Below are 12708 nucleotides of genomic sequence, written 5' to 3'. Positions count from 1 at the left end.
CGGGTGCGGATGCGTCACGCCAGGAGCAGGACCTTCCCTCGCAGGCCGCCCGCGCCGAAGTCGTGGTGGGCGCGGGCGGCGTCGGCGAGCGGGTAGCGGCGGCCGGCCGGTACCGTGAGGCGGCCAGCGGTGATCAGGTCGCTCAGGGTCTGGAGCTGGTCGCCGTTCTCGTCGACGTAGCTCTTGCGGGGAGTGATGCCGCGCTCGGGCGCGGGCTGGAGGTTGTCGTCGATGGCGACGAACTGGCCGCCGTCGGCGACCGCGCGGATCGCGGCGGCCACGCCCGCGGTGTCGACGACAGCGGTGTGGGTGGCGTCGGGGAGATCCTCGGGCCGGGTGTGGACGGTGCCGACGCCGATAGCCCGCAGAGGTTCGGTGTCGCCGGTCCGGGCCAGGGCGTCGACCGGGTGTCCGTCGGCGAGCAACAGCTGGACGGCGATCCGGCCGACCGCGCCGGCCGCGCCGGTGACGAGCACCGGCGCGCCGGGCGGCAGCGTGAGCTTGGCCAGGGTCTGGACGGCGGTGAGTCCGGCGAGCGGGAGCGCGGCGGCCTCCTCCAGCGGCGCTCCGGCCGGGGCACGGGCGAAGAGGCGTGCGTCGGCGGTGACCTGTTCGGCATAGGTGCCGTAGCGGTGGACCGGCTGGGCGATCATGCCGATGACCTGCTCGCCCACGGCGAACCGGGTGACCTCGCTGCCGGTCTCGGTGACGACGCCGGAGACGTCCCAGCCGGGGACGGCCGGGTAGGTCAGGTTCATGGTGAGGAAGCCGGAACGGGTCTTGAGGTCGACCGGGTTCACGGCGGCCGCGGTGACGGTGACACGGATGTCCTGCGGTCCGAGGGGCAGTTCGGGCACCTCGGCGAGGGCCAGGACCTCCGGGTCGCCGGTGCGGTGGAAGGTGACGGCTTTCATACCGGTGGGTTCTCCCTTGGAGGAACGGTGGTGAAGGCGTGGCGGGCGTTGGCCTCCGCCGCGGTCAGGGCGAGTCCGCCGTCGGCGAGGACCGAGGCGCCGGTGAGGTAGCCGGCGCCGGGCCCGGCGAGATAGGCGATGAGCGAGGCGATCTCCTCGGCTCCGGCCGGGCGTCCGAGCGGAATGTCGGGCCGGGAGATCTCCCGGTAGGTGTCCTCGTCGTGGACGCCGTTCATGGCGGTGGCGGTCTCGCCGGGGGCGACGGAGTTGACCCGGATGCCGAACCGGCCGAACTCCAGGGCGAGAACCTTGGTGATCATGCCCAGGGCGGCCTTGCTGGCGCAGTAGAGCGCGCCGCCGCTGATGGGCACGGTCTCGTGGACGGAGGTGACGTTCACGATGCTGCCCCGGACGCCGCCTCGGATCATGTGGTGGCCCACCGCGGAGGCGAGCGTCATGGGGGCGAGGGCGTTGATCGCGAACACCTCGTCGGCCCGCTTCAGTTCAAGGGCATCGGCGGCGGTGCGGTCGTTGATGCCGGCGTTGTTGACCAGGCAGTCGATACGCCCGGCCCGCTCGACGGCGGCCATGCAGCTGTCGACGGCGGCCTCCGGGTCGCGCAGATCGGCCCGGACCGGGACGCACTCGGCGCCGGTGGTGCGCTGCAGCTCCCCGGCGACCTGGCGGATCCGGTCCTCGCCGGTGGCGTAGCCGAGAAGCAGCCGGTGGCCGGGGCGGGCGAGCGCCCGGGCGGCGGCCCGGCCGATGCCGCTGCTGGCGCCGGTGATCAGTGTGGTGTGGAGGTCAGGCAACGCTCAGCACCACCTTGGGCCGGATCCGGCCGTGCTGGAGCACGTCGAAGGCGCGGGCGACCTCGGCGAGCGGTATCACCTGGTCGACGAGACCGGCGGCGAGTTCGTCGACGAGTGCGACGGCGCGGGCGTAGTGGTCGACGCCGTGCCGGACTCCGGCGATCCGGAGGCCGTTGAGAGTGATCCGGCCGGGGTCGACGGTCTCGGTCCGTGCGGGGACGCCGACCAGGAGGCACAGGCCGCCGGGTCGCAGACGGTCCAGCGCGGCGGTGAGGGTGCCGGGGGCCCCGGAGCACTCCAGGACGAGGTCGTAGCCGGTGGGGGCGTCGGCGGTGCGAGTGACCCGGTCGCGGTAGCTGCCGGGCGGGAGGTGGCCGACGCTGCCGGGTTCGGCGACGTCGACGGTCACCGGGTAGCGGGCGAGAACGGCGGCGGCGAGGCTGCCCATGGTGCCCGCGCCGACGACCAGGACCTGGTCACCGGGCCGGAGGTCGGCCGCGCGGACCGCCTCCAGGACCGTGACCAGGGGTTCGACCAGGACATGTGCCGGGCGCGGGTGCTCCGTGCCGGGACCGAAGGGGACCAGGGCATGGCGGGGCATCACCAGGTACTCGGCGGCGGCACCGGTCCAGCCGTACAGGCCGACCTCGCGCAGTTCGGTGCAGAGGTTGCGGTGGCCGGAGGCGCAGGACCGGCAGGACTGGCAGGGGATCATGGTGGAGCCGGTGACCACCTCGCCGTGGCGCAGTCCGGTGACGCCGGGGCCGTACTCCTCAACGGTGCCGGCCCATTCGTGGCCGAACCGGTGCGGGAAGGCGGCCCGCCCGTCGGCGAGGTAGGGGGAGGTGCCGTGGAGCAGCTCCAGGTCGCTGCCGCACAGGCCGACGTAGGCGATCCTGACCAGGACCTCACCGGGTCCGGCGACCGGTCGGGCGGTCTCCACCAGGGTCGCGGTGTGCGGTTTGTCGATGACGGCGGCCCGCATCAACGGCCCTCACCTGCCGTCCGGGTAAGGGTGCGGCGGGTGCCCACGGCAAGGGCGAGGACGGCTGCCAGGGCCAGGGCGGCGCCGACCGCGGGCAGCGAGGCCAGCGATGCGCCGAGGGAGAGGGTGGTCGAGCCGATCCAGGCGCCGGCGGCGTTGGCGAGCTGGAAGCCCGCGATGTTGACCGTGGCGGCGAGGTTGGGGGCCTCACTCGCCGCGGTGATCAACTTGGAGGCCAGCGGCGGGATGATCGAGAAGCCCGCGGCGCCAAGGACGAAGAGCCAGGGGGCGGTGAACCAGGTGCTCGAGCCGAAGAGCGCGAGCAGGCCGAGGGCGACGGTGAGTGCGCCGAGCGCGACGAACAGGGTGCGGTCGATGGAGCGGTCGGCGAAGTGTCCGCCGAGCTGGTTCCCGGCCACCGAGCCGATACCGAAGACGAACAGGAGCAGCGTGACGTGGCCGGACGAGAAGCCGGTGTAGTCGCGGAGGTAGGGCGCGATGTAGGTGAAGACGACGAACAGGGCGGCCTGGCTGAGCGCGGTCAGGGTGAGCGCAGCCCACACCGAGGGCCGGGTGAAGACGGTGAGTTCGGCGGAGATGGACCCGGCCGGGCGAGCGGGAGCGCGCCGGGTGACGGCCACGAGCCCGACGGTGACCAGGGTCTGGAAGACGGCGACGACCACGAAGGAGGTACGCCAGCCGAACTCGCCGCCGATCAGGGTGCCGAGCGGCACGCCGAGCACGGTGGCCAGGTTCAGGCCGAGCGAGACCCGGGCGATCACCCGGCCCTGGAACTCCGGCGGCACCAGCGAGGTGGCGAGGACCAGGCAGAGGGCGAAGAAGGTGGCGTGCGGCAGCGCGGTGACGATCCGGAAGACGACCAGGAGCGCGAAGCTGTGCGCCAGAGCTGTGCCGAGGGTGCCGATGACGAAGACCGCCATGGAGCCGATGATCAGGGCGGTGCGCGGCACCCGGGTGGTGACGATGGTGAGCAGCGGACCGCCGATCATCACGGTGACCGCGTAGACGGTCACCAGGAGGCCGGCGGTGGCGTCGGATACCTTGACGTCGCCCGCGATGTCCGGCAGGACACCGGCGACGAGGTATTCGACGGTGCCGACGCCGAAGACGGCGAGCAGCATCCAGAACACTGCGGCGTTGGCGCCCGCCCCTGATACGGGCGTTGCGGTCTCGGTCCTGGTGGTGGCGGTCAACGGACGCCCCCCTTCGTCTCGTTCGTCTCAGTGGTGTGTGCGTGCGCGCCGGTGTACTCCACGACCGCGCAGCCCCAGGTGAATCCGGCGCCTATGCCGGTGAGCAGCAGCCGGTCGCCCGGGGTGAGGGCGCCGGAGTGGCGCAGCAGGTCGAGGCCGACGACCGGGTCGGCAGCGCCGGTGTGCCCGATCTCCCAGCCGCGTTCGGCGAGCGTCTGGCCGGCGTCGATCTTCAGCGGGGCGAAGCACTGCTTGCGCAGCAGGACCCGGCCGAAGTGCGGCACCAGCCAGTGGGCGATGTCGGAGTGTGCGGTGCCGGCGTCGGCGAGTGCGGTCTCGGCGGAGCGTGACAGTGCGGCGGTGTTCCGGGTCCAGAACTCCTCGATGCTGCGGGTCTCGGTGAATGCGGCGACCCGCTGGCACAGGTCGATGGGGGTGCTGGAGCCGTAGTACGGCATCGCCATCGAATCGTTGCCGCGGTGCATCCGCTCGAGCAGCGGGTCGCTGACCACGGAGGTGGACAGGACCCGGAAGGGGCCGCCGTCGTGGCCGAGGACCAGGGCACCCGCGCCGTCGCCGTAGACCAGTCCGCTGTCGGAGGCCCAGCGGTCGAAGAGCGGCAGCTGCCAGGCGTCGGAGGCGGTGACCATGCCCTTGCCGGAGCCCGCACACCAGCGGCCGACGAGTTCCATGCCGACGACGGCGCCCGCACAGGCGGTGCGTATCTCGATCGGTATGCATTCCTCTATGTCGAGCTCGCTCTGCAGATAAGCGCCGCAGTTCCAGGCCTCCAGGCCGTTGTGCAGCACCACCGCGTGGACCAGGACATCGATGTCAGCGGGGTCGGTCCCGGCGTCCGCGAGCGCGGCGCGTCCGGCGTCCGCCGCCATCTCGGGGGCGGTCTCGCCGCGTTCGGGTCGGGCTATGGCGGCCGACACCTGTCCGGTCTTCTGGTGTTCGACCTGGCTGTACCGTCCAGTGGCCACCATCTCTGCGGCGAACTCACGCTCTTCGGGCAGATAGGAGCCGACGCCCTCGATGTAGAGGCTGTCCCACTTCACGCTGCCTCACCGGCCCCTACGAGTCCGGCGGCCGGTCCGAAGTCCTGCCCGATCCGTCTTCGTTCGGTGTCGAGTTCCTTGAGCGCGGTGTTCAGTTCCTCGGGGGTGACGTCGTTGACGAAGCGGTGGTGTCCGATGCCGACCGGCAGCGGCAGCCGCTGCTGTCCGTCGCGGTGGCGCACTGTGTCGGCGAGTGCGCCGTCCAGGATTCCCGGGCGGGCCAGGACCTCGGTCCACAGCGGCAGTCGCAGCCGGTCCATCAGTGCCAGTACGCGCTGGGCCTGATGCTCGGTGACATCGCCGCGCATCCTTCCCATCACGGTGGTGAGCGCCATGTCGACGGCGACCGCCTCACCGTGCAGCAGCTCCGGCAGCGCCTCCATCTCGATGGTGGGGCTGAAGGTGTGCCCGTAGTCGACGCACCGTTCCAGGCACTGTTCCCACAGATTGGGCTGGAGTTCTTCCAGCATCAGATGGATGGCCTCGGAGACGACCCGGCGGGCCGCCGTCTCCAGTGCGGGAGTGCTTCCCTGGAAGCGGTCCTCGATCAGCAGCGGCCCGAAGTCTTCCAGAAGACCGAAGAGTTCCGCCGACTTGATCAGCGCCATCTTGAGGATCTCCGCCAGCCCGTTGGAGAGGTGACGCGCATCGAGGGTGCTGAGGAAGGAGCGGTCCACGAAGGTCGCCACGGCCGGCGCGTAGGTGCCGAGCCGGTTCTTGCCCTGCTGGTAGTTGACCCCGGTCTTCACGCCGACCCCGGCGTCGACCAGGCCCACAAGCGTGGTGGGTATTCGTATGTAGGGTGTGCCGCGCCGGTACAGGCTGGCGGCGAGTCCGACGACGTCGAGGAGGACGCCGCCGCCGATTGCGATCACCGGTTCGCGCCTGCGGTCGATGCCGAAGTCGTTCATGGCGTCGACCACGTCCGTCACCAGGCTCCACCGCTTGACGCTCTCGTCCACGCGTAAGGGAAGGAGGGTGACCGCGATGCCGTGGTGGTCGAAGTAGCGGGTGATGCGCTCCCCGTGGAGTTTCTGAACAGTGGAGTCGATCACGACGAGACGCCGGTCGCCGGGTCGCAGCGGAGCGTCCGCGCAGCCGGAGAGCAGCAGGGTGCTCTCGGGATCGAACAGTCCGGACGCCTCGACGACGTGGTACCGAACCTGTTTGATGGCCTCCACGGTCCAGGACGGGGAGGCGGAGTGACGACGCGTTAAGCCATCGGTGTATGCGGCACTGTTGTGCACCTGGAGTCCCCCTGTGTGCAGACAATGTGTCACGGCCGGCGACCACCCTGTCGCCGCGCCGCGTGGCGCATGGAGATGCGGCGAGGGACCACGCCTGTCGGCGTACCGGTTCCTCTCACCCGCCCGGCGACACTACTATCATTCGTTTATTGACCGCTACATGAATAACGGATCACACCGGTGAAGCTGCGTCCCGGCCCGCGCCCCGACAGAGCACGCTCACTGACGACGACGTGGGAGCACCCGATGGCAGGCGTACGCGGCCAGGGCCGTAAGTTCGATCTCGAACACATTCTGGACAAGGCCATGGTCGCCTTCTGGCGGCACGGTTACGACGGCACCTCGGTGGCCACCCTCACCCGGGAGATGGGGATCAACACCCCCAGCCTCTACGCAGCCTTCGGCAGCAAGGAGGGCCTCTTCTTCGCCGCCGTCGAGTACTACAACAACGGCAGGGGCAGCTTCATGCAGCGCGCCTTCGACGAGGAGGACCGCTCCCCCGCCCTGATCCATCGCCTGCTGCACGAGGCGGTCGACGCCTACACCCACACCGACAGTCCCGGCGGCTGCCTGGTCATAGGCTCCGCCACCCGGGTCTCCGACGCCGCCCAGCAAGTCGCCGACCACCTCCGCGATCTCCGCAACGCCAACATCGACCGCCTGGAGGCCCGCATCAGGGCCGACATCGCCGCGGGCACCCTCCCGGCCGGCACCGACGCACGCGCGGTCGCCGAGTTCGCCGGGGTGATCGTTCAGGGCATGTCCCACCGGGCCCGGGACGGCGCGACGGCCGAGGCGTTGCGGACGGTCGCGGGAACGGCGTGGGAGTCGATCCGCGGACTGCTGGGCGAGACGTAAGGTCGGCCCGGGAGAGCCCGATGACGGTGCCGCCGGCCAGCGGCGGGAAGAAGCGGACCGCCCGCGCGAAGGGCACGGCAACCAGCAGCCGGAAGACACCGGCGGCGATCATCGACCCGTATACCGCCTGCCCGCACTCGCCCGCGATGAGGGTCATCGGGGTCACGGCGGTGAAGGTGGCACCCGCGACGACCGGCAGCCGCACGCCCAGTACCTTGCCGATGCCGAGTGCCTGGAGCAGCGTCACCAGGTCGGCCACCAGCAGGGCTGCGTTGATCAGCAGGCCGATGTAGGCCCCGGCCCTTGGTGAGGGCGGACACGGCCTGGGTCTCCACGCCGGTCAGTCCCAGCAGGGCGGCGGCGGAGGTGAGTTGGTCGGCTTCCTGGCGGTAGATGATCCGAGTCGAGCAGTCGGTGAGCAGGCCCTCGGCCAGTGCCCGGCCCCGGGAGCCGGCATCGCCCGTGGTCAGTAGATCGCCATCTTCATGAGGTACCTCCTGGTGAGAGCTGAGCGGTCGGGTCTGTGGCCGGTGTACGTCCAGGTCGGGGCGGTGCCGGAGCGCACAGGCAGCCGTGGAGACGCTCCGGGGGCAGTATCCGCGCTCCGGTCCTCAAGGTCACGCGATGGCGGAAACGAGTGTGTCACCGGACGATTGCCGACGTACTAGCCCACCGCCGGACCGGCTCCGTCACGGACCGTCAGATCCGCCGCGACCTCCACGAGGGAGGCGGTGAAGGCGTGCCGCGGTGCGGTGATCACCTGGCGCGCCGGCCCCTGCTCGACGAGTTCGCCGCCGTCCAGTACGGCGATCCGGGCGGCCGCCGCGGCGGTGGCGAGGTCGTGGGTGATCAGCACCAGGGACAGCTCCGGCCGGTCGTGCAGCAGGGCGGTGAGCGTGTCGAGCAGACCGCGCCGGGTGACGGCATCGAGCCCGGAGGTGATCTCGTCGCAGATCAGCACCCGCGGCCGGGCCAGCAACGCGCGGGCCAGCGCGGCGCGCTGCAACTCACCGCCGGACAGCCGGCCGGGCACGCGGCGCACCAGCTCCTCGGCCAGACCGAGCGCGGCCAGCGTACGCAGCGCCTCCGCCACGGCCTGCCCCGGATCCGCCCCGCGCAGCCGCACCGCCGTGCGCGCCACCTGGTCCAGCACCGGCCGATGCTCGTCGAACGCGGCCCTGGCGTCCTGGAAGACGTACTGGACCGCGGCGAGTTGCGCTCGGGTCCGCGACCGCAGACTGCGCGGGAGGGCGGTGCCGTCGAGCCGGACCTCGCCCCGGAAGTCGCGGTGCAGCCCGGCCAGGCAGCGGGCCAGGGTGGTCTTCCCGCTGCCGGAGCGGCCGACGACGGTGAGGAACTCGCCCGCACGGAGGGTGAGTTCGGGCAGCCGCAGCACTTCGGTGGCGGTCCGGGATCCGGCCCGGTGCCGGGCCGCAAGTCCGCGCACCTCCAGCACCGGCCGGCCCGCGACCGCCGGCGGACTCTGGCCCACCCCGGCTTCCGCGGCGAGGAGTTCAGCGGTCCACCGATGCTCCGGGGCGCGCCACAGCCGCTCGGCGGGGCCCGCCTCCACCACCCGCCCGCCCCGCATCACCAACACCTCGTCGGCGAGTGCCCGCACGACGTCCAGGTCGTGGCTCAGCAGCAGCACCGCGATGCCCTGCCGGGCGAGCGCCGCCAGCTCGCCGACGACGCGCCGCTTGGTCACCGCGTCCTGACCTGTCGTCGGCTCGTCCGCGACCACCACCCCGGCACCGGCCAGCAGCGCCTGCGCCAGGACCACCCGCTGCTGCTGGCCCCCCGACAGCTGGTGCGGATAGCGGCCGAGCAGCGCCTCGCCCTCCGGGAGCTGGGCCAGGGCCAGCGCCTGCCGGATGCGCTCACGGGCCGCCGCCCGCCGCCCGGCCCGGGGCAGGGCCCGCACCTGGCCGCGGGCGATGTCCGACAGCAGCGCACCGACCCGGCGTGCGGGGTTGAGGACCGCGCCGGGATGCTGGGGCACATAGCCGACCAGACCGTCGGCCACCCGCACCTCACCGGCCACCCGCGCACCCGCCGGGTACTCGCCCAGCAGTGCCAGGCCGGTCGTCGTCTTGCCGCTGCCGGACGCGCCGACCAGCGCGGTGACCTGCCCGGCCCGGAGCCGCAGACCGACCCCGTCGACGATCGGCCGCCCGTCGACCTCGACACGCAGATCCCTGATCTCGGCGATCACGCTCACGCCCGCCGCCTCCTTCCCGCTCCGGCGGTCTTCTTCTCCAGTACGGCGTCGAAGAGCAGATTGCTCCCCACCGTCAGCGCGACGATCAGCAGCGCCGGCACCACCACGGCCCAGGGCTGGACGAACAGCCCCGTACGGTTGCGGTCCACCATCACCGCCCAGTCGGCCGCGTCCGGCGCCGCACCGACACCGAGGAACGCCGCCGTGGCCACCAGATACAGCACCCCCGTCAGCCGTACGCCGGCATCCGCGACCAGGGTGCGCGCCATCGATCTGCCGACGTACCCCACGGCCATCCGCCACCAGGACTCGCCCTGCATGCGCAGCGCCTCCACCGCGGGGCGGGAGGCCGCCTCGGCCGCCGTGGCCCGCACCATCCGTGCCACATCGGGGATGTTGACCAGGGCCACCAGCAGCGACAGCCCCACCGCCCCCGGCGGGGCGACCGCCGCCACCAGCAGGATCAGCAGCAGCGACGGCACCGCGACCAGGACGTCCCAGGGCCGCATCAGCAGCTCCTCCAGCCACGCCCGGTGGGTGAGCGCGCCCGCGAGCCCGACCGGCAGCGCCACCAGATAGGCCAGCGCCGTCGCGGCCAGCGCGACGAGGACCACCGACCGCCCGCCGAGCAGCACCTGCCGCCACACGTCCCGGCCGACGAAGTCGGTGCCCAGCCGATGCCCGCCGCCGAGCGTGAAGGAAGGCGCCCGGGGCGCCGGCTCACCCGCGAGCAGCGGGCCGAGCAGGGCCAGCACCAGCGGCACGGCGAGCACGGCCAGGGCGAGCGCGAAGCGCCCCGGCCGGGCACCGGCGAGCCTCCTCATGCCGCCACCCCCGCCCGCGGCGCGAAGCGGCGGGCGACCAGGTCGGCGCCCAGGTTGAGCAGCACCGTCGCCACGCCGAAGACCACGGCCAGGCCCTGCACCACGGGCAGATCGCGCTCCGCGACGGCGTTCATCAGCACCGTTCCCAGCCCCGGGATCACAAACAGCGCCTCCACGACGATGACCCCGCACAGCAGCCAGTCGACGGTGCGGGCCAGCTGCTGGGCGGCGGGCGCGATCGCGTGGGGCAGCGCGTGCGCGTACCGGACGCGGGCGCCCGGTACGCCGTAGCGGCGGGCATGGACGGCGTACGGAGCGGCCAGCGCGTCGATCATCCCGGCGCGTACCAGGCGGGCCAGTGAGCACACCGGACGCGACAGCAGGACCAGGACGGGCAGCACCAGGGCCGCCGGATGGGCGAGCAGATCGGTGCCGTAGCCGACGGCGGTCGGCGGCAGCCAGCCCAGGCGCAGCGCGAACACCGTGACCAGCAGCACGCCGCAGGCGAACTCCGGGACCGCGTACACGCCGAGCGCCACCGAACTGATCAGCCGGTCCGCGAACCGCCCCTCGTGCCGGGCGGCCAGCACCCCGAGCCCGACGCCGGCCGGCACCAGCAGCACGAGGGTGAGCCCGGCCAACAGCAGGGTCGGCTCGAACCCGTCCGCGAGATACCCGCTCACCGGCCGGCCCGACGTCAGGGACGTGCCGAGGTCGCCGTGCAGCAGCCCGGCCGCCCACTCCGCCAGGCGTTCATGCGCCGGCCGGTCCAGGTGCAGCGCCGCGCGGAGGGCCGCGATCCGCTCCGGGTCGGGCTGGTCGCCGGCGAGCGCCACCGCCGCGTCGCCCGGCAGCGCCTCGGTGAGCGCGAAGACGAGCAGCACCACGGCCGCCGTCTGCACCGCACCGGTCAGCAACCGCCGGACGCACCAGGACCGCAGCCCGCTCATGCCCGCGGCTCGCTCGCTACGCGCCCTCACGCCAGCCAGACCTTGTCGAAGCGCGCCCAGTCGAGGGAGTTGGCGGGCGCCTCGCGTTCGACGCCCCGCACATTGCGGGCGGTGCCCAGGATCCAGTCGGCGAAGCCCCAGACCAGGAAGCCGCCTTCGGCGTACAGCCGGCGCTGCATGCGCGCGTAGACGGCGGCACGGTCCTTGTCGTCCCTGGTGGACTGCGCCTGCCGGTACAGCGCGTCGAAGTCCTTGTGCCGCCAGTGCGTGGCGTTGGTGGAGGAGTCGGTGAGCAGGCGCTGCGAGATATGGGACTCGATGGGCATGGCGCCGGAGCGGTAGCAGCACAGCGTGCCGGCGTCCAGGATGTCCGTCCAGTAGCTGTCCTTGCTGCCGGTCCTGACCTCGACGCGCACTCCGGCCTCGGCCGCCTGGTCCCGGAAGATCGCCGCGGCCTCGGTGAATCCGGAGGCGACGGGCGAGGTGTCGAGCGTGACCGTCAGCTTCTCGGCACCGGCCCGCTTCAGCAGATGCCGGGCCCGGTCGAGGTCCGGGGTGCGTTGCGGCAGACCGCCGGCGTAGTACTCGTACCCCTTGCCGAACAGATCGTTGCCGACCTCGCCGGCACCGGACAGCGCACCGTCGACCAGCTCCTTGCGGTCGGCCATCAGGAAGAACGCCTCGCGGACCCGCCGGTCGTCGAACGGCGGCCGGTCGGTCTTCATCGCGAACGCCTGCATGGCGCTGTTCCGCAGCCGGACGATGGTGATCTGCCCCTGGTCCTCATGGGCGCGGGCGGTGGCCGGGTTCAGCTCGTGGGCGTACTCGACCTGGCCGCCCAGCAGGGCGTTGGTACGCGCCGACTCCTCGTTGGCGACGACGAACTCCAGCTCGTCGAGGTAGGGGGCGCCGTCCCAGTAGGCGTCGTTGCGCCGGAAGATGGCGGAAGTGCCGGGCGTGAACGATACGAAGCGGAACGGACCGCTGCCGACCGGCTTGCGGTCGAAGTCCCGGGCCCCCTCGGGGACGATGTACGCGCCGAACGCGGCGAGCACATTGGGGAATTCGGCGGTCGGGCGCTTGAGGACGAACTCGACGGTCCGCGCGTCCACCGCCCGGCTGGCCTTCAGATCGATCGGCTCCAGCGACGCCTTGGCCCGGAACGCCTTCTTCGGGTCGGCGATACGGCGGTAGCTGTAGAGCACGTCCCGGGCCGTCACCGGCCTGCCGTCGTGGAACGCGGCCTTGCGCAGCGAGACCCGCCACCGGTCCAGGCCCGCGTTCGGCTGCCACGCCGCGGCGAGCCGGGGCCGGGCGGCGAGATCGGGGCCGTAGTCGGCGAGCTTGTCGAAGAGCGCCTTGGCGCGGGCGACATCGGCGAAGAGGTTGGCGAGGTGCGGGTCGAGGGTCTCGCCGGCACCGCCGCCCGCGAAGGCGGCGCGCAGCCGTCCGCCGTGCCGGGGCCTGCCGTCCTCGGAGGCGTCACCCGCCGAGAGCCGGGAGCCGGAGCAGCCGGCGAGCGCGAGCGCACCGAGCCCGGCGGCCCCGCCGGCGGCGGCGAGGAAGCCCCGGCGGCGCAGCCCGGGGAGACGGGGGTCGTTGACGGGGACGTGGTGGTCCAT

11 protein-coding genes and 2 pseudogenes are annotated in these 12708 nt (G+C 72.5%); 1 reads left to right on the top strand and 12 read right to left on the bottom strand.

What is annotated here, in order from left to right; all coding sequences use genetic code 11:
• Positions 1-14 precede the first annotated feature (14 nt).
• Genes WAB15_RS07090 through WAB15_RS07065 form a run of 6 tightly spaced genes read right to left on the bottom strand, consistent with a single transcriptional unit; the run spans position 15 to position 6167 of the window.
• A complete protein-coding gene (locus tag WAB15_RS07090; RefSeq protein ID WP_399149068.1) occupies positions 15-914 on the bottom strand; it encodes an NADP-dependent oxidoreductase in 900 nt (299 codons plus the stop codon).
• On the bottom strand, positions 911-1726 hold the full coding sequence (locus tag WAB15_RS07085) for an SDR family oxidoreductase (protein ID WP_407285697.1): 816 nt from the start codon (positions 1724-1726) through the stop codon (positions 911-913). Before WAB15_RS07085 ends, WAB15_RS07090 begins: the two co-directional genes overlap by 4 nt.
• A complete protein-coding gene (locus tag WAB15_RS07080; protein WP_407285696.1) occupies positions 1719-2711 on the bottom strand; it encodes a zinc-binding dehydrogenase in 993 nt (330 codons plus the stop codon). The genes WAB15_RS07085 and WAB15_RS07080 overlap by 8 nt, the downstream gene beginning before the upstream one ends.
• On the bottom strand, positions 2711-3925 hold the full coding sequence (locus WAB15_RS07075; protein ID WP_407285695.1) for an MFS transporter: 1215 nt from the start codon (positions 3923-3925) through the stop codon (positions 2711-2713). The genes WAB15_RS07080 and WAB15_RS07075 overlap by 1 nt, the downstream gene beginning before the upstream one ends.
• Positions 3922-4986, bottom strand: a complete 1065-nt coding sequence (locus WAB15_RS07070; protein ID WP_407285694.1) for a 3-oxoacyl-ACP synthase III family protein — start codon at positions 4984-4986, stop codon at positions 3922-3924. Before WAB15_RS07070 ends, WAB15_RS07075 begins: the two co-directional genes overlap by 4 nt.
• The gene (locus tag WAB15_RS07065) at positions 4983-6167 is read right to left on the bottom strand and encodes a sedoheptulose 7-phosphate cyclase (RefSeq protein ID WP_407285693.1); all 1185 of its coding nucleotides are present in this window, start codon (positions 6165-6167) and stop codon (positions 4983-4985) included. The genes WAB15_RS07070 and WAB15_RS07065 overlap by 4 nt, the downstream gene beginning before the upstream one ends.
• 312 nt (positions 6168-6479) lie before the next feature.
• On the opposite strand from WAB15_RS07065, the gene WAB15_RS07060 reads away from it, so the two are divergent.
• A complete protein-coding gene (locus WAB15_RS07060; RefSeq protein WP_399149062.1) occupies positions 6480-7091 on the top strand; it encodes a TetR/AcrR family transcriptional regulator in 612 nt (203 codons plus the stop codon).
• A gap of 76 nt (positions 7092-7167) precedes the next feature.
• Here the strand turns inward: WAB15_RS07060 and WAB15_RS07055 are convergent.
• From WAB15_RS07055 to WAB15_RS07030, 6 genes and pseudogenes are all read right to left on the bottom strand, one after another.
• Positions 7168-7338: pseudogene (locus WAB15_RS07055) on the bottom strand (purine permease); the annotation flags it as partial.
• A gap of 31 nt (positions 7339-7369) precedes the next feature.
• Positions 7370-7585 (bottom strand): annotated as a pseudogene (locus WAB15_RS07050) (ATP-binding protein); the annotation flags it as partial.
• Positions 7586-7755: 170 nt separating this feature from the next.
• Positions 7756-9303 carry an ABC transporter ATP-binding protein gene (locus WAB15_RS07045; protein WP_407289181.1) on the bottom strand — a complete coding sequence of 516 codons (1548 nt, stop codon included), beginning with the start codon at positions 9301-9303 and terminating at the stop codon, positions 7756-7758.
• A gap of 5 nt (positions 9304-9308) precedes the next feature.
• A complete protein-coding gene (locus tag WAB15_RS07040) occupies positions 9309-10136 on the bottom strand; it encodes an ABC transporter permease (protein WP_407285692.1) in 828 nt (275 codons plus the stop codon).
• Positions 10133-11086: an ABC transporter permease gene (locus WAB15_RS07035; protein ID WP_407289180.1), complete on the bottom strand. Its 954-nt coding sequence runs from the start codon at positions 11084-11086 to the stop codon at positions 10133-10135. The genes WAB15_RS07040 and WAB15_RS07035 overlap by 4 nt, the downstream gene beginning before the upstream one ends.
• A gap of 26 nt (positions 11087-11112) precedes the next feature.
• Positions 11113-12708: an ABC transporter substrate-binding protein gene (locus tag WAB15_RS07030; RefSeq protein ID WP_407285691.1), complete on the bottom strand. Its 1596-nt coding sequence runs from the start codon at positions 12706-12708 to the stop codon at positions 11113-11115.

The sequence above is a fragment of the Streptomyces sirii genome (assembly GCF_045690365.1).
In the GTDB taxonomy this organism is placed as follows: domain Bacteria; phylum Actinomycetota; class Actinomycetes; order Streptomycetales; family Streptomycetaceae; genus Streptomyces; species Streptomyces sirii.
This window is presented reverse-complemented; position numbering and strand designations above follow the sequence as displayed.

Bases quoted from the DNA above. Each gene is read 5' to 3' on its own strand.
- WAB15_RS07090 (WP_399149068.1), bottom strand. From the start codon at position 914: ATGAAAGCCGTCACCTTCCACCGCACCGGCGACCCGGAGGTCCTGGCC.
- WAB15_RS07080 (WP_407285696.1), bottom strand. From the start codon at position 2,711: ATGCGGGCCGCCGTCATCGACAAACCGCACACCGCGACCCTGGTGGAG.
- WAB15_RS07060 (WP_399149062.1), top strand. From the start codon at position 6,480: ATGGCAGGCGTACGCGGCCAGGGCCGTAAGTTCGATCTCGAACACATT.
- WAB15_RS07040 (WP_407285692.1), bottom strand. From the start codon at position 10,136: ATGAGGAGGCTCGCCGGTGCCCGGCCGGGGCGCTTCGCGCTCGCCCTG.
- WAB15_RS07035 (WP_407289180.1), bottom strand. From the start codon at position 11,086: ATGAGCGGGCTGCGGTCCTGGTGCGTCCGGCGGTTGCTGACCGGTGCG.
- WAB15_RS07030 (WP_407285691.1), bottom strand. From the start codon at position 12,708: ATGGACCACCACGTCCCCGTCAACGACCCCCGTCTCCCCGGGCTGCGC.